The 15,449-nt window shown below is 74.2% G+C and carries 13 protein-coding genes; 8 read left to right on the top strand and 5 right to left on the bottom strand.

Annotated features, from left to right (window positions below; all coding sequences use genetic code 11):
• Positions 1 to 55: 55 nt before the first annotated feature.
• From P2H44_RS19150 to P2H44_RS19140, 3 genes are read right to left on the bottom strand one after another with little or no spacing between them, the layout of a single operon-like run.
• Complete coding sequence (locus P2H44_RS19150) at positions 56 to 907, bottom strand: uroporphyrinogen-III synthase (RefSeq protein WP_275766026.1); 852 nt, start codon at positions 905 to 907, stop codon at positions 56 to 58.
• Complete coding sequence (gene hemC / locus P2H44_RS19145) at positions 904 to 1,845, bottom strand: hydroxymethylbilane synthase (RefSeq protein ID WP_275766024.1); 942 nt, start codon at positions 1,843 to 1,845, stop codon at positions 904 to 906. The genes P2H44_RS19150 and hemC overlap by 4 nt, the downstream gene beginning before the upstream one ends.
• Before the next feature lie 9 nt (positions 1,846 to 1,854).
• Positions 1,855 to 2,481, bottom strand: a complete 627-nt coding sequence (locus tag P2H44_RS19140; protein ID WP_275766021.1) for an HD domain-containing protein — start codon at positions 2,479 to 2,481, stop codon at positions 1,855 to 1,857.
• A 292-nt stretch (positions 2,482 to 2,773) separates the two neighbouring features.
• Between P2H44_RS19140 and ahcY the strand changes: the two genes are divergently transcribed.
• Positions 2,774 to 4,165 carry an adenosylhomocysteinase gene (gene ahcY / locus P2H44_RS19135; RefSeq protein WP_275766018.1) on the top strand — a complete coding sequence of 464 codons (1,392 nt, stop codon included), beginning with the start codon at positions 2,774 to 2,776 and terminating at the stop codon, positions 4,163 to 4,165.
• A gap of 568 nt (positions 4,166 to 4,733) precedes the next feature.
• Positions 4,734 to 5,141: a DUF7282 domain-containing protein gene (locus tag P2H44_RS19130; protein ID WP_275766016.1), complete on the top strand. Its 408-nt coding sequence runs from the start codon at positions 4,734 to 4,736 to the stop codon at positions 5,139 to 5,141.
• Between the two features lie 439 nt (positions 5,142 to 5,580).
• Here P2H44_RS19130 and P2H44_RS19125 read toward each other — a convergent pair whose 3' ends face one another.
• Together P2H44_RS19125 and P2H44_RS19120 are read right to left on the bottom strand one after the other, a co-directional pair.
• The gene (locus P2H44_RS19125) at positions 5,581 to 6,585 is read right to left on the bottom strand and encodes a DUF6976 family protein (RefSeq protein WP_275766014.1); all 1,005 of its coding nucleotides are present in this window, start codon (positions 6,583 to 6,585) and stop codon (positions 5,581 to 5,583) included.
• 25 nt (positions 6,586 to 6,610) lie between these two features.
• Positions 6,611 to 6,820 (bottom strand): hypothetical protein, encoded by a 210-nt coding sequence (locus tag P2H44_RS19120; protein WP_275766012.1) that lies wholly within the window; start codon positions 6,818 to 6,820, stop codon positions 6,611 to 6,613.
• Positions 6,821 to 7,009: 189 nt separating this feature from the next.
• Between P2H44_RS19120 and P2H44_RS19115 the strand changes: the two genes are divergently transcribed.
• From P2H44_RS19115 to metK, 6 genes are all read left to right on the top strand, one after another.
• On the top strand, positions 7,010 to 9,124 hold the full coding sequence (locus P2H44_RS19115) for a 3-hydroxyacyl-CoA dehydrogenase NAD-binding domain-containing protein (protein WP_275766010.1): 2,115 nt from the start codon (positions 7,010 to 7,012) through the stop codon (positions 9,122 to 9,124).
• Between the two features lie 286 nt (positions 9,125 to 9,410).
• Positions 9,411 to 10,661: a PhoH family protein gene (locus P2H44_RS19110; RefSeq protein WP_462976307.1), complete on the top strand. Its 1,251-nt coding sequence runs from the start codon at positions 9,411 to 9,413 to the stop codon at positions 10,659 to 10,661.
• A complete protein-coding gene (ybeY, locus tag P2H44_RS19105) occupies positions 10,645 to 11,331 on the top strand; it encodes an rRNA maturation RNase YbeY (RefSeq protein ID WP_275766008.1) in 687 nt (228 codons plus the stop codon). Before P2H44_RS19110 ends, ybeY begins: the two co-directional genes overlap by 17 nt.
• Positions 11,321 to 12,343, top strand: coding sequence for a hemolysin family protein (locus P2H44_RS19100; protein ID WP_462976306.1), 1,023 nt, complete (start codon positions 11,321 to 11,323; stop codon positions 12,341 to 12,343). Before ybeY ends, P2H44_RS19100 begins: the two co-directional genes overlap by 11 nt.
• On the top strand, positions 12,340 to 14,088 hold the full coding sequence (lnt, locus tag P2H44_RS19095) for an apolipoprotein N-acyltransferase (protein ID WP_275766006.1): 1,749 nt from the start codon (positions 12,340 to 12,342) through the stop codon (positions 14,086 to 14,088). The genes P2H44_RS19100 and lnt overlap by 4 nt, the downstream gene beginning before the upstream one ends.
• Before the next feature lie 129 nt (positions 14,089 to 14,217).
• A complete protein-coding gene (gene metK, locus P2H44_RS19090) occupies positions 14,218 to 15,384 on the top strand; it encodes a methionine adenosyltransferase (RefSeq protein ID WP_275766004.1) in 1,167 nt (388 codons plus the stop codon).
• Positions 15,385 to 15,449 lie beyond the last annotated feature (65 nt).

Genomic DNA, 15,449 nt, shown 5'->3' with positions numbered 1-15,449 from the left:
ATCGGCCCCGCGAGGGGCCGGCGCGGCCGGTCTTCGGGCCTTGCGGCCCCTGCGCTCAGGCCTCCCGGCCCGTGTCCTGCGCCCCCGAAGGAGCGGGATCCTGCGCCCCGTCCGGGGCGGATCGCGCCGCGCGCCGGCGCGCGGCCTTCGCGACGTCGCCCATGGCGGCGCGCATCGCCTTGCGGGTCGGCGCCGCGGCGATCTCGACCCGCGCGAAGCCGCAGGCGTCGAGCCCCTCGGCCGCCGCGCGGCTGATCGCGACCGCCACCGTACGCGACAGATCGTGACGCCGCGACAGCAGCCGCGCAAGGATGGCGCCCGATCGCGGCGAAAAGACGGGGATCATCTTCACCTCGCCCGCGGCGAGCGCGGCGTCCGCCTCGGGCGGCAGCGCCTCGGCCGCCGACATCGCGTAGACGACCGCCTGGCGCAGGCGCAGGCCGCGCGCGGCCAGCGCCTCGGCCAGGTCCTCGCCGCCGTGGCGGCCGCGCAGGTGCAGGATCTCGGCGCCCTGCGGGGCCTGCGCCGCGATCAGCTCGGCGAGCGCGGCGGCGTCGCCGTCGGCGGCGCGCACGTCGGCGAAGCCCGCGGCGCGGGCCGCCTCGGCCGTCGCCTCCCCCACGCAGAAGCAGGGGGGCGCGCGCAACGCCTCGCCCGCCGGCGCGGCGCGCGCGCCGCTGGCCGAGGTCAGCGCGATCGCCCAGGCCCCGGCCGGATCAGCGGGGGCGGGCAGCGTCTCGAACCGCATCAGGGGCGCGGAGAGCGTGCGCCAGCCCTCGGCCTCCAGCGCCGCGGCCAGCCGGGCGGCGGCGGGCTCGGGCCGCGTGACGAGGGCGAGCGGCGCGACCGGAGCCTCGGGCGCCGCGCCCGCGGGCGCCTCCGCCTCGGGCGCTCCGGCTGCGCTCATGCGAAGAAGTCCGGGCCGCCGCGCCCGCGCAGCTCGGCGGCCGCGTCCGCGCCCATGGCGGCGGCGTCCGAGACCGGCCCCTCCCGTTCCGTCGCGTGGCGGACCGAGCCGTCGGGGCGGATGATCTCGCCGCGCAGGCGCAGGCGGTCGCCGGGCAGCAGCTCGGCCAGCCCGCCGATGGGCGTGCGGCAGGAGCCGTCGAGGCCGGCGAGGAACGCCCGCTCCGCCGCCAGCCGCTTCTTCGTGTCGGAATGGTCGATGGCGCCCAGCAGGGCCGAGACGGCGGCGTCGTCGGCGCGCTGCTCGATGCCGATGGCGCCCTGCGCGACCGCGGGCAGCATCTCGTCGGTGGCGATGGCCTTCTCGGCCAGCTCGTCCATCCCCAGCCGGCGCAGGCCGGCGCAGGCGAGGAACGTCGCCGCCGCCACCCCGTCGGCGAGCTTGCGCAGCCGGGTCTGCACGTTGCCGCGGAACTCCACCACCTGCAGGTCGGGGCGCCGGTTCAGCGCCTGCGCGCGCCGGCGCAGCGACGACGTGCCCAGCACCGCGCCCTGCGGCAGGTCCGAGAGGCCCCCGAAGGCGAGGCTGACGAAGGCGTCGCGCACGTCCTCGCGCGGGAGATAGGCGGTCAGGGCGAGCCCGTCGGGCTGCTCGACCGGCATGTCCTTCATCGAGTGGACGGCGATGTCGATGGCGCCGGAGGTCAGCGCCTCCTCGATCTCCTTGGTGAACAGGCCCTTGCCGCCGATCTCGCTCAGCGCGCGGTCCTGCACCCGGTCGCCGGTGGTCTTGATGACCACGATCTCGAACGCCTCCAGCGGCAGGCCGTGGGCGGCGGCCAGGCGGCCGCGCGTCTCCTCGGCCTGGGCCACGGCAAGCGGCGAGCCTCGGGTGCCGAGGCGGAGCGGGCGGTCGGGGCTGTAAGGCGTCTCGGTCATGAAACCGGCTTAACGTCCGGCGCGCGCGGAGTCACGGGACTCCATCGCCTCCATCAGCTCATGGAACCGCGCCAGGAAGCGCTCGCGCGCCTCGCGCGGGGAGAGGGGGGTCAGGCGGAAGCTCTCGGCGCCGGGGAACCTGGGGCGGCCGAAGAAGCGGTCCGCCTCGGCGTGGGAGAAGCCGGCGAGCTGCGTCGCCTCGAACCAGGCGCAGGCCCGGTCGGCGCGCTTGATCTGGGCCTTCACGCCCTTGGGCGTCTCGGAGGGCAGGCCGAAGCGCACGTGCACGGCCCGCTCCAGCCGCGCCTCGAAGGCCTTGTAGTCGATGCCCAGCGCCGCCTTGAACGGCGAGATCATGTCGCCGATCACGTATTCGGGCGCGTCGTGGAGCAGCGCCAGCAGCCGGTCGCGGGGCTTCGGCGCCGCCGTGAGCGTGCCGAAGATCTCCTCGACCAGCAACGAATGCTCGGCGACCGAGAACGCCCAGTCCCCCAGCGTCTGCCCGTTCCAGCGGGCGACGAAGGCGAGGCCGTGGGCGATGTCCTCGATCTCCACGTCGAGCGGCGCAGGATCGAGCAGGTCGAGCCGGCGGCCCGACAGCATGCGTTGCCAGGCGCGGGGGGGCGTGCCGGACATGGAACCTCCGAAGGCGGCGAGGGGCGGGCGCGAGGCTTAGCGCCCCGCGCACGCCCCGTCGAGAGGGCGCGCCGCGGAACCCGGGCCGGGGGGCGCGCGGCCGCTTCGGCGGGGCGCGCGTCTCAACCGGAAATTCATCTCTTGCCGGCATAGCCGGCGCCGCCGCGTCCGGGGCGCCGCGCGCCGTCTCGTTGCGATGCGGCGCCGGCGCTGATAACGATCCAATCCAGATGACAGGACCCCTCCCGGCCGCGGCCGACACAGGCCGCGCCGCCCCGCGCAGGAGACACGCATGACCGACTATATCGTCAAGGACATCAGCCTGGCCGAGTTCGGCCGCATCGAGCTCGACATCGCCGAGACCGAGATGCCCGGCCTGATGGCCCTGCGCGAGGAGTTCGGCGAGCAGAAGCCGCTGAAGGGCGCGCGCATCGCCGGCTCGCTGCACATGACCATCCAGACCGCCGTGCTGATCGAGACGCTGGTGGCGCTGGGGGCGGAGGTCCGCTGGGCCTCGTGCAACATCTTCTCGACCCAGGACCACGCGGCCGCCGCCATCGCCAAGGCCGGCATCCCGGTCTTCGCGATCAAGGGCGAGACCCTGCCCGAGTACTGGGACTACGCCGACAAGATCTTCCAGTTCCCCGAGGGGGGCTGCAACATGATCCTCGACGACGGCGGCGACGCGACCCTCTACATCCTGATGGGCGCCCGCGTCGAAGAGGGCGAGACCGACCTGATCGAGAACCCGCAGTCGGAGGAGGAGGAGGCCCTCTTCGCCCAGATCAAGAAGCGCATGAAGGAGAGCCCCGGCTGGTTCATCAAGCAGCGCCACATGATCAAGGGCGTGTCGGAGGAGACCACCACCGGCGTCCACCGCCTCTACCAGCTGATGGAGAAGGGCCGCCTGCCCTTCCCCGCGATCAACGTCAACGACAGCGTCACCAAGTCGAAGTTCGACAACAAGTACGGCTGCAAGGAATCGCTGGTCGACGGCATCCGCCGCGCCACCGACACGATGATGGCCGGCAAGGTCGCGGTCGTGTGCGGCTACGGCGACGTGGGCAAGGGCTCGGCCGCCTCGCTGCGCGGCGCGGGCGCGCGCGTGATCGTGACCGAGATCGACCCGATCTGCGCGCTTCAGGCGGCGATGGACGGCTTCGCGGTCTCGACGCTTGAGGACGTGGTCAAGACCGCCGACATCTTCATCACCACCACCGGCAACAAGGACGTCATCCGTCTCGAGCACATGCGCGAGATGAAGGACATGGCGATCGTGGGCAACATCGGCCACTTCGACAACGAGATCCAGGTCGCGGCTCTCAAGAACATGAAGTGGACCAACGTGAAGCCGCAGGTCGACCTGATCGAGATGCCCAGCGGCAACCGGATGATCCTGCTCTCCGAGGGGCGCCTGCTGAACCTGGGCAACGCCACCGGCCACCCCTCGTTCGTGATGTCGGCCTCCTTCACCAACCAGACGCTCGCGCAAATCGAGCTGTGGACCAAGGGCGACCAGTACGAGAACAAGGTCTACGTGCTGCCCAAGCACCTCGACGAGAAGGTGGCCAAGCTGCATCTCGACAAGCTGGGCGTGAAGCTGACCGAGCTGTCGCAGGCCCAGGCCGACTACATCGGCGTGACCCCCGAGGGCCCGTTCAAGCCCGAGCACTACCGCTACTGAGGCTCCGGCGGGCGTCCCCGCCCGCCCGCGCCGCCCCGCCCGCGGGCCGGCACGCCCCTTCCGCGCATCGCCGCGCCGCCCTTCCCGGGGCGGCGCGGTTTTCGCTTGCGGACCGGCGGGCGTCGCGCGCGGTCCCCAGCGCACCTGCCCGAGCGCACCGGCCCGAGCGGATCGCCCCCGGCGCCGCTTCCGGCGCGCCCCCGCCTCTCCGTCCCCTCCCGACCTTGAGCCGAGCGGCCCGCCCGACGCGCGGAGGCGCCGCGTCGGGCCGCGCGCCCGTGCGACGGCTCCGCCCGCGGCGCGCGGCGGGCGCGGACGCCGGGGGCGACCGCCGCGGGCGGGACCGCCGGGCCCGGGCGCCGCGCCGGCCCGGCGCCGCGGGCGGGCCGCCGGGGCCCGCGCGACGGCGGACGCGGCGCCTGCGCGGGGGCGGGCGGGACGGCCGCGGGGGTCGAGGCGATCGGGCCGCGGCGGATGACGTCCGCGTGATCGGCGAAACCCTGCGCGCGGCTGCGCGTAGCTGACCCCAGCGACGGGCCTCCTGCCCGCGCGTGATAGGGAGACGTCCATGACCCGCATCCTCGCCTCCGCCGCCGCGCTCGCCGCGCTGTTCGCCGCCCCCGCGCTCGCCGACGCCGCCATGGTCGAGGCCTCGGACCAGAGCGTCGCGAACGGGGTGGTCTCGGCCGAAAAGGTGCTGGCTCCCGCCAACGGCTGGCTGGTGGTGCACCGCACCGACGCCGCGATGAAGCCCGGCCCCGTCGTCGCCCACGCCCCTCTGCGCATGGGCGAGAACCGGGACGTCGCCGCGATCCTGACCGAGGCGGTCGCGCCCGGCGAGATGCTGATGCTGATGGTTCATTCCGAGGAGGGCGGCATGAAGACCGGCGTCTTCGAGTACACCCTCGGCGCCAAGGAGGACGGCCCGATCAAGCCCGACGGCAAGCTGGTGATGACGGTCGTCTCCGCCCAGTGAGCGGAGACGGGCGGGGCCGCCGGGCGCCGGTCCCTTGATGATCGTAGCCCCGGGGAGCGCCGCGCGCTCTCCGGGCGCGATCGTCGAGAGGGTCCTCGCCGGGCGCCCGCGTCCGCAGAGGACCGTCGACGTCCGGGGCCGCCCTGTCCGCCGCCTTGGACGCCCCTCGCCGTCCGGCCTGCTCGCTTCGGAGCCTAGACGTCCGGGCGCACCGGGTCGGCGCGACGCACGAGGTTCCAGCGGAGACGCGACAGTCTCGCGGGACATTGCTGCAACAGGCCGCCAGAGCGCCCGACGCGCCCGGGCGGTCCAGCTTTTCGGAGCCGAGGACCGAGCGACGGGTTCCTGGCATTGGGTCCGGGCGCCGGACGCGGCCGCAGAGGGCGCCCTCTGCACCCCCCTGGAAAATTCTCCCTCGGCCCTCCTCGACCGGGACCGATCAGGCGGCGGCGCCAGCGGCGCCGTCGCGGAGGTCCAGCTGCACCAGGGTCTGGTTGAGCAGGATGTAGGCGATCTCGCCGAAGGTGGCGGGGCCGAGGTAGCCGCCGGCGGCCTTCCCCTCCAGCCCGCCGTGGAGGTAGTTCAGCACGCAGTTGCACGACAGCCGCTCGGCCGCGTCGCCGGGGGCGGCGGCGGCGAAGGCGGCGGCGTAGTCGGCCAGCGGCCGGGCCTGGCGGTATTCGACGCCCGCCACGACCGGCGCATAGAACCGCACCTCGCCCGAGCCGGCGTCCACCGACCGGAACGAGACGTTGACCCGCGCGCCGGCATAGTTCGCCACCAGCGGCAGGCGCAGGTCGACCGCGGCCTTGGTCAGGTAGTCCGCCAGCGCCACCTCCCGCCCTTTCACCGTCGCGGTGCGGGCGGAGAAGCCGGTCTCGGCGAAGACGAAGCGGGTGGCGGGCTCCTCCCCCGGCTCGAACGGGTTGAGGATGTCGAGCTCGACCGAGACCCCCGGCGGAAGCGCCAGGTGCATCAGCACGGCGCCTTCCTTAAGCATCCGCCCGCTCTCGCCGTCGATCACCTTGGCGCGCGCCCGCTCCGCCTCGTCGGGGTGGACGCCCGCGATCCAGCCCATCAGCGGCTGCTCGAACAGGCCCGGCCAGGTCGCGCCGTCGAGGGCGAACCGCTCGTGCGCCTCGCAGAAGGCGGGGATCAGGATCAGGGTCGCGCCATGGGCGTAGCGTTCCTGCGCCAGGGTGGGCAGCGCCTCGGGCGTCAGCGTGCGCACGCGGGCCTCGAGCGCGCTCTCGATCTCGGTGCACATCAGGCGCGCGCGATCCTCCCGCCCGCCCTGCGCGGTGATGAAATGGCTCGCCGTGCCGCCGATCCAGCGCCCGCGGGGAAGCTGGGCGAGGGCGGGCGCGGCGCCGGCCGCCAGCATCACGGAGCCCGCGCGGATCCGCTCCGACGCCTCGGCCACGGTCATCATCCGGGTCTGCATCAGCCGCTCCCCCTGCCCGCGCGGATCACAGGCGCGCGACGTCGGCGCGCACGACGTCGTTCTTCTCGAAGAAGCCGCGAAGCTCGGCGACCTTGGCGGACAGCGAGGGCGGGTCGGCCTGAACCTCCCGGCGCAGGCGCGCCACCAGCAGACGGGTCGCGAGCGCAGCGGAGGCGTAGTCGCAGTCCGTCGTCAGCGCCCGTTTCCAGCGGGGATCGGAGATGTCGGGGATCACGCCTCGCCTCCTGCTCCATGGCTCGCGCAGGGATCTAGGACCGAAAGCGTTGCGAGGGCGTTAAGCGCCGCGCGCCCCCGTCCCCCGGACGCCGAGGCGCCCCGACCGGCCGGCCGGTCTTGCCTCCGGCCCGCGCTGCCGACACTCTCCGCCCCCGACAGGGCGGACCGCCCGCGAGGAGGAGACCCCATGGCAGACCGGCTGAGCGACTTCGTCACCTACGAGCGCGTGGACGGCGTCGCCGTCATCCGCACCGACAACCCGCCCGTGAACGCGCTGGGCGCCGACGTCCGCGCCGGGATCGTGGCGGGGATGGAGCGGTTCGACGCCGACCCCGACGCCGCCATCGCCCTGATCCACTGCGACGGCCGCACCTTCCACGCCGGCGCCGACATCAAGGAGTTCGGCACGAAGCGCGCCGATCCGCAGATCTGGACCCTGTGCGACCGGATCGAGGCCGCGACCAAGCCCGTGGTCGCCACCCTGCACGGGACCGCGCTGGGCGGCGGGCTCGAGGTCGCCATCGCCGCGCACTGGCGCATCGCCCAGCGCGACGCGAAGGTCGGCCTGCCCGAGGTGCACCTGGGCGTGATCCCCGCCGCCGGCGCCACCCAGCGCGCGCCCCGCCTGATGGGCGCGGCCCGGGCGCTGGAAGCGATCACCACCGGTCGCCACATCCCCGCGCCCGAGGCCCGCGACCTGGGCCTGATCGACGAGCTGGACGACTCGGGCGACGCGCTCGCCGCCGGCCTCGCCTATGCCCGGCGCCTCGCGGCGGAGGGCAAGGGCGTGCGCCGCACCGGCGAGATGCCGGTCCCCGACGCCACGCCCGAGCTGTTCGCCGAGTGGCGCGAGCGGGCGGTGAAGACCGGCCGCGGCCTGAACGCCGTGCTCTACTGCGTCGAGGCGGTGGAGGGCTGCCTGCTGCCCTTCGAGGAGGGCCTGCGCCACGAGACCGCCGTCTCCGACAAGTCCCATGCCGATCCGCAGCGCGACGCGATGGTCCACGCCTTCTTCGGCGAGCGGGCGGTGGCCAAGATCCCCGAGGCCTCGGCCGCGCCCCGCAGGCTCGAGACCGTGGGCGTGGTCGGCGGCGGCACCATGGGCGCGGGCATCGCCGCGGCCGCGCTGAACGCCGGCCTGAAGGTGGTGATGGTCGAGATGGATGCCGAGGCGCTGGCCCGCGGCGAGGCGAACCTGCGGCGCAACTTCGCCTCCTCGGTCGCCAAGGGTCGGATGAGCCAGCAGGCGCTGGACGAGCTGCTGGCGACGCGCTGGACCGGCGCGGCCGATTTCGCCGCGCTCTCGGACGTCGACCTGGTGGTCGAGGCGGTGTTCGAGAAGATGTCGGTGAAGAAGGAGGTCTTCGCCAAGCTCGACGCCGTCGTGCGCGAGGGTGCGGTGCTGGCCACCAACACCTCCTATCTCGACGTGAACGAGATCGCCGCCGTCACCCGCCGCCCGCAGGACGTGCTGGGCCTGCATTTCTTCTCGCCGGCCCACGTCATGCGCCTGCTGGAGGTGGTGGTGGGCGCCAAGACCCTGCCCGAGGTCGTGGCCACCGGCTTCGCGCTGGCCCGCAGGATGGGCAAGATCGCGGTGCGCGCGGGCGTCTGCGACGGGTTCATCGGCAACCGGATTCTGGGCGCCTACCTCAAGGCCGCCGACATGATGGTCGAGGACGGCGCCTCCCCCTACGAGGTCGACGCGGCCGTGCGCGGCTTCGGCTACCCGATGGGGCCGTTCCAGATGGGGGACCTCGCGGGGCTCGACATCGGCTACCTCAACCGCCGCGGCAAGGACGAGACCCGCGATCCGGGCGAGCGCTACTCCGAGGGCTTCCTCGACCGGATGTACGAGAACGGCTGGCTGGGCCAGAAGACCGGGATCGGCTTCTACGACTATGCCGGCGGCGCCCGCTCCGGCCCGCCGAACCCGCAGGTCCTGCCGATGATCGAGGCCGAGCGCCGGCGCCTGGGGATCAACGCCCGCAGCTTCACGCGCGAGGAGATCCTGCGCCGCTACATCGCCGCGATGACCAACGAGGCGGCGAAGGTGGTGGGCGAGGGCATCGCCCTGCGCCCGCTCGACGTCGACATGACCGCCATCGCCGGCTACGGCTATCCCCGCTGGCGGGGCGGCCCGATGCACCATGCCGACACGGTGGGCCTGGCGAAGATCCTGAGCGACCTCCAGGAATTCGCGCAGGAGGACCCCGGGTTCTGGGCCCCCGCCCCGCTGCTGGAGCGGCTGGTGGCCGAGGGCCGCAGCTTCGCGGACCTGAACGCCCCCGCCGCGGGCTGAGAAGCGGCTCCGGCCGCGGCGCCGCGACCGGCCCTGCAGGATCCGGGGGCGGCGTCTCGGCGTCGCCCCCGACCCGACGCGGCCGGGCGCCCTCCGCGGCGCCCGGCGGCGGGGGCCCGCGCCATCGTCCCGCCCCCGCCGACGCCGCCATTCGGGACGGCGACGAATTGCGGCGGGCGGCCGTCAAATGATCATGAAGTCTCCCCTTGCCCCGCGCCCGCGCATGGGCCACGCTTGCCTCACGCCCGGCCTGATCGGGCGCGGCTTGCTTCCTGATGGAGAGCCCTTGGCGCAGACCGTCCTGTCCGCCGAATCTGGTCGCCGGAGCCCCTCCGACGACGGCCCCGCGATGTCGGGCGCCCCGTCCGAGACCCTCCTCGACTTCCCTGACAACCGCCTGCTGATCGACCTCTGCGGCGGCTTCGACCGGAACCTCGCCCAGGTGGAGCACGCGCTGGGCGTGCAGATCCTGCGCCGGGGCAACGTCCTGGCCGTGCATGGCGAGCCGGAGGCCGTGAACGGCGCCGCCGACGCGCTGCAGGCGCTGTACCGACGGCTCGAACAGGGCCGCCCGGTGGAGCCCGGCGACGTCGACGCCGCCCTGCGCTTCGGCGCGGCGCCGGCGCCCGAGCCGTCGAAACCCGGCGGCCCCTCGCCCGAGAGCCAGCTCGAGATGTTCGCGGGCGGCCGGCTCGAGATCCGCACCCGCAAGAAGACGGTCGAGCCGCGCACGCGCACCCAGCGCGACTACGTCAAGGCGCTGTTCGACAACGAGATGGTCTTCGGCATCGGCCCCGCCGGCACCGGCAAGACCTATCTCGCCGTGGCCGTGGGCGTCTCGATGTGGCTGGAAGGCCGGGTCGACCGCATTCTCCTCAGCCGTCCCGCCGTCGAGGCGGGCGAGCGCCTGGGCTTCCTGCCCGGCGACATGAAGGAGAAGGTCGATCCCTACATGCAGCCGCTCTACGACGCGCTGAACGACCTGCTGCCGCCGGCGCATGTCCAGAAGGCGATCGCGGAGAAGAAGATCGAGATCGCGCCGCTGGCCTTCATGCGCGGGCGCACGCTCTCGAACTGCTTCGTGGTGCTCGACGAGGCGCAGAACGCCACCGAGATGCAGATGAAGATGTTCCTCACCCGACTGGGCGAGGGCGGGCGCATGGCCATCACCGGCGACCTCAGCCAGGTCGACCTGCCGCGCGGGGTCCACTCGGGCCTGCGCCAGGCGACGCGGCTGCTGGAGGGGGTGAAGGGCGTGGGCCTGGTGCGCTTCGCCGCCGAGGACGTGGTGCGCCACCCGCTGGTCGCCCGCATCATCGAGGCCTACGACCGCGAGACCGGCCGCGACCAGCCCTACGAGCCGGGGCGCGACCGCGCCCCCGGCCGGGGCTACGAGCCGGGGCGCGACCGCGCCCCCGGCCGGGGCTACGAGCGCGGCCAGGATCGGGGCCAGGATCGGAGCCGCTCGCGCAACGCCGCGCTGGAGGCCGCCGACGAGACCGCGAAACGGGAGGAGGGCGATGCCTCCCCCGGCTGACCGTCCCCCGACGACGACCGAGCCCGGCGCGGACCTCCCCGCGCCGGTGGTCGAGCTGGCGCTGGAGGAAGAGGCCTGGGCGGACGCGCTGGGGGGCGAGGCGGAGGTGGAATCGCTCGCCGCCCGCGGCGCGGCCATGGCGCTCGCCGCCGCCGGCGTCTCGGCGCAGGGCCGGGCGGTGAGCTTTCTCTTCGCCGACGACCGGACCATCGCCGGGCTCAACGACTTCCACCGCGGCAAGCCCACGCCCACCAACGTGCTGTCCTGGCCCGCGTGGGAGCTGGGGGCCGCCCCCTCGGGCCTGCCCGACGGGACCCGGCCGCTGGACCCGCCCGAGCCCGAGCCCGCGCCCGAGATGGCCGGCTTCCCCGCCATGGACGACGAGGGCGAGAGCCTCGGCGACCTCGCGCTCGCCTACCAGACCTGCGCGCGGGAGGCCGAGGCGCTCGGCCTGCCCCTGCGCGACCATGCGCTGCATCTTATATTGCACGGAACGCTCCATCTCCTGGGGTACGATCACGTTCGGGAGGCGGACGCGGCATTGATGGAAGGGCTCGAGACCGAGGCGATGCTTGCGGCCGGGCTGGCGGACCCCTACAGGTCCGCCGACGATTTCGAGGAGGCCGGGCGTCCTGCCGCGGCCGAACGGACTGGGAGCGATGGACTCTGATCAAGGACGCGGCCGGGAGGCGAGAGCCCCGGCCACGGAAGCGGGCGCCGCGGGCGGCCAGGACGACGGCGCCGAGGCGTCGAGTCGAAGCCTGATCGCGCGGCTCTTCGGCCGGGCGAGGAACGTCGAGCCGAACCCCGACCAACGCAGCGCCGCCGAGGAGGCGGCGCGCAGCGCGGGCGAGCGGGCGATGCTGCTCAACGTGCGCCGGCTGCGCGAGCTGAAGGTGCTCGACGTGATGGTGCCCCGCGCCGACGTCGACGCGGTGGAGGTCGACGGCGGGCTCGAGGAGCTGGTCTCGGCCTTCCGCAAGACCCGCCACACCCGCCTGCCCGTCTACCGCGAGACGCTGGACGATCCGCTGGGCTTCGTGCACCTCAAGGACCTGGCGCTGCGCTTCGGCTTCAACGGGGCGGTGCAGGACGACTTCGACCTGCGGCCCCTGCTGCGCCCCATGCTCTACGTGCCGCCCTCGATGCCCATCGACGCGCTGCTGCAGAAGATGCAGGGCGGGCGGATGCACATGGCCCTCGTGATCGACGAGTACGGCGGCGTCGACGGGCTGGTGACCATCGAGGACGTGCTCGAGACCATCGTGGGCGACATCGAGGACGAGCACGACGTCGCCGACAGCTTCTCGTTCCGCAAGGAGGCCGAGGGCGTCTACATCTGCGCCGCGCGCCTCGAGATCCCCGAGTTCGAGAGCGAGGCCCGCGTCGACCTGCTGGCCGACGACCTCGACGAGGACGTGGACACGCTGGGCGGCCTGGTCTTCATGCTCGCCGACCGCATCCCCGAGCGGGGCGAGGTGATCCTGCATCCCGACGGACACGAGTTCGAGGTGCTCGACGCCGATCCCCGCCGCATCAAGCGCCTGCGGGTGCGGCTGAAGCGGGCGGGGGAGGACACGTCGGAGACGGTCGACACGGCCGAGACCGACGCCGAGGCGACGCTGGCCGCAGCCCCGGCCTCGACGGCCTCGATCCCCGCGGAGGCGCGGGCGGCCGAATGACCGCGCGATCCGGGGGCCGCCGCTCCGAGAGCCGATCCGGGCGGGGGGCGACCCGCCCCGCCGCGCCCCGGCGCCTGGCCCCCGGCCTGCGCGGTCGGCTGGGCCGCGCCGCCGGGACCCGCCGCGGGCGCCTTCTGCTGGCGGCGGCCTGCGGCGTGGGGCTGACCCTCGCCCAGCCGCCGGTCGGCCTCTGGCCGCTGGTCTTCCTCTGCATCCCCGCGCTCGCCTGGCTGGCGCTGGCGAAGGGCGAGCGGGCGGAGGCGTTCCGCATCGGCTGGGCGGCGGGCACGGCCTTCTTCCTCACCGGGCTCTACTGGGTGGCGGAGGCGTTCCTGGTGGACGTCGCCCGCCACGGCTGGATGGCGCCCTTCGCGGTGACCGGGCTCGCCGCCGGGCTGGGCCTGTTCTGGGCGCTGGCCTTCTGGGCCGCGCGGCGGCTGTGCGAGGCGACCTCGGCCCGGGGCCTGCCCGCGGCGCTGGCGCTGGCCGGCGCCTGGACGCTGGCCGAGTTCGCCCGCGCCCATGTCCTGACCGGCTTCCCCTGGGCCCTGCCCGCCTACGCCTTCGCCCAGACCTGGCTGGCGCAGACGCTGTCCCTCTTCGGCCCCCACACGCTGGGGCTGCTGGTCCTGGCCTTCGCAGGCGCCCTCGCCTCGCCCTGGCTGACGCCGGGCGGCGTCATCCCGGCGGCGCGCGCCGAGGGCCGCCTGTCGGCGATGGCCCTGCGGGCCGGCCTTCGGCCGGGCTTCGCCGCAGCTTGCGCGGCGGCGGTCCTGGCGCTGGCGGTCGGCTTCGGCTGGTCGGGCTGGCGGCTGGCCGGCGCCCCCGCCGACCCCGCGCCCCCCTCGGCCCCCGAGGTGCGCCTAGTGCAGCCCAACGCCGCCCAGCGCGCCAAGTGGGACCCCGACGAGATGCCCCGCATCTTCGCCCGCCTGCGCGCCCTCTCTGCCCCCGAGCCCGGCCGCCCCGCCCCCGACGTGGTGATCTGGCCCGAGACCGCGGTGCCCTGGATCCTGGAGCGCGAGCCCGCCGCGCGCGAGGCCATCGCCGCCGCCGCCCGCGGCGCGACCGTGCTGGTGGGCGCGCGCCGCATCGTCCCCGACGCCTCGGGCCGCAACTCCTGGCGCAACGCGCTCGAGGCGATCGGCCCCGGGGGCGAGATCCTGGCCGCCTACGACAAGCGCCACCTGGTGCCCTTCGGCGAATACATGCCGCTCCATGGCCTGATGGCCCAAGCCGGCCTCGGGCCCCTGGTGGGCGAGAGCGGCGGCTTCGCCTCGGGCGAGGGCGCGGCGCATCTCGACCTGCCCGGCCTGCCCGCCTTCGCCCCCCAGATCTGCTACGAGACGATCTTCCCCCACGAGATGCCCTCGGCCGATCCCGAGGCGCGGCCGCGCTGGATGGTGCAGATCACCAACGACGCCTGGTTCGGCGCCTCGGCCGGGCCCTGGCAGCACTTTCACCAGGCGCGGATGCGCGCGATCGAGCAGGGCCTGCCGCTGGCGCGCGCCGCCAACACCGGCATCTCGGCGATGATCGACCCCTGGGGCCGGGTGGTGGAGCGCCTCGGCCTGCTGGAGGCGGGCGCCGTGCAGGCGCGCCTGCCCATCGCGCTCGCCCCCACGCTCTACGCCCGCAGCGGGGATCGGCCGTGGATGACGCTGGCGATCCTCGCGCTGCTCGCGCCCGCGGGGGCGGCGGGCCTGCGGCGTCTGCGCGCGGAACCGGCCCGGAACGGGGGCTGACGCCCGCTTCGGCCCCCCGCCGCCCGGCGCTCGCCTTGACCGCGCGGAGCCGGCCTGCTTAGACGGGGGCCGTTCATGTCCAAACTCGCCGCGTCCCCCAGCGCGGCCCGTGTTCGAGGGAGCGCCCGCTTGGCCCGGAACAGCTACATCTTCACCTCGGAGTCGGTGTCCGAGGGACATCCGGACAAGGTCTGCGACCGCATCTCCGACGCGGTGCTCGACGCCTTCCTCACCGCGGATCCCTACAGCCGCGTCGCCTGCGAGACCTTCGCCACCACCGACCGCGTGGTGATCGGCGGCGAGGTGCGCGGGCCCCAGTCGGTGATCGACTCGGTCGAGGACATCGCCCGCAAGGTCGTGAAGGACATCGGCTACGAGCAGGACGGCTTCCACTGGAAGACGATGAAGGTGCAGAACTACCTGCACGCCCAGTCCGCCGACATCGCCCAGGGCGTGGACGCCGCCGGCGACAAAGACGAGGGCGCCGGCGACCAGGGCATCATGTTCGGCTACGCCACCGACGAGACCGACGCGCTGATGCCCGCGCCGATCCACTACTCCCACGCGATGCTCAAGAAGCTGACCGAGGTGCGCAAGAACGGGACCGAGCCGTGGCTCGGCCCCGACGCCAAGGCGCAGCTGACCATGCGCTACGAGAACGGCATGCCGGTGGCGGTGACCTCGATCGTGCTCTCGACCCAGCACCTCGACGCCTCGCTGACCTCCGCCCAGGTGCGCGAGCGGGTGGAGCCCTACATCCGCGGCGTGATCCCCGACGGCTGGATCGCGGCGGACGCGGTGTGGCACGTGAACCCCACGGGCAAGTTCGTGATCGGCGGGCCGGACGGCGACGCGGGCCTGACGGGGCGCAAGATCATCGTCGACACCTACGGCGGGGCCGCGCCCCACGGCGGCGGCGCCTTCTCGGGCAAGGACCCGACCAAGGTGGACCGCTCGGCGGCCTACGCGGCGCGCTACCTGGCCAAGAACGTGGTCGCCGCGGGCCTGGCGAAGAAATGCGTGATCCAGCTCAGCTACGCCATCGGCGTCAGCCAGCCGCTGTCGATCTACGCCTCGACCTTCGACACCGGCGAGGTGCCCGAGGAGCGGATCGAGGCCGCGATCGGCAAGGTCATGGACCTGTCGCCCCGCGGCATCCGCGAGAAGCTGCAGCTCAACAAGCCGATCTACGAGCGGACCTCGGCCTACGGCCACTTCGGCCGCGCCCCCGAGGCCGACGGCGGCTTCTCCTGGGAGGCGACCGACCTCGCCGAGGCGATCAAGGCCGCCGTCTGAGGCGCATCCGGAGGGCTCCGCCCCTCCCCTGCCGGACATCGCGCCGCCCCTGCCCCGGGGCGGCG

The sequence above is a fragment of the Albimonas marina genome (assembly GCF_029223255.1).
GTDB lineage: Bacteria > Pseudomonadota > Alphaproteobacteria > Rhodobacterales > Rhodobacteraceae > Albimonas.
The sequence above is the reverse complement of the archived record's forward strand: the minus strand, read 5'-3'. Positions and strand labels throughout refer to the sequence as shown.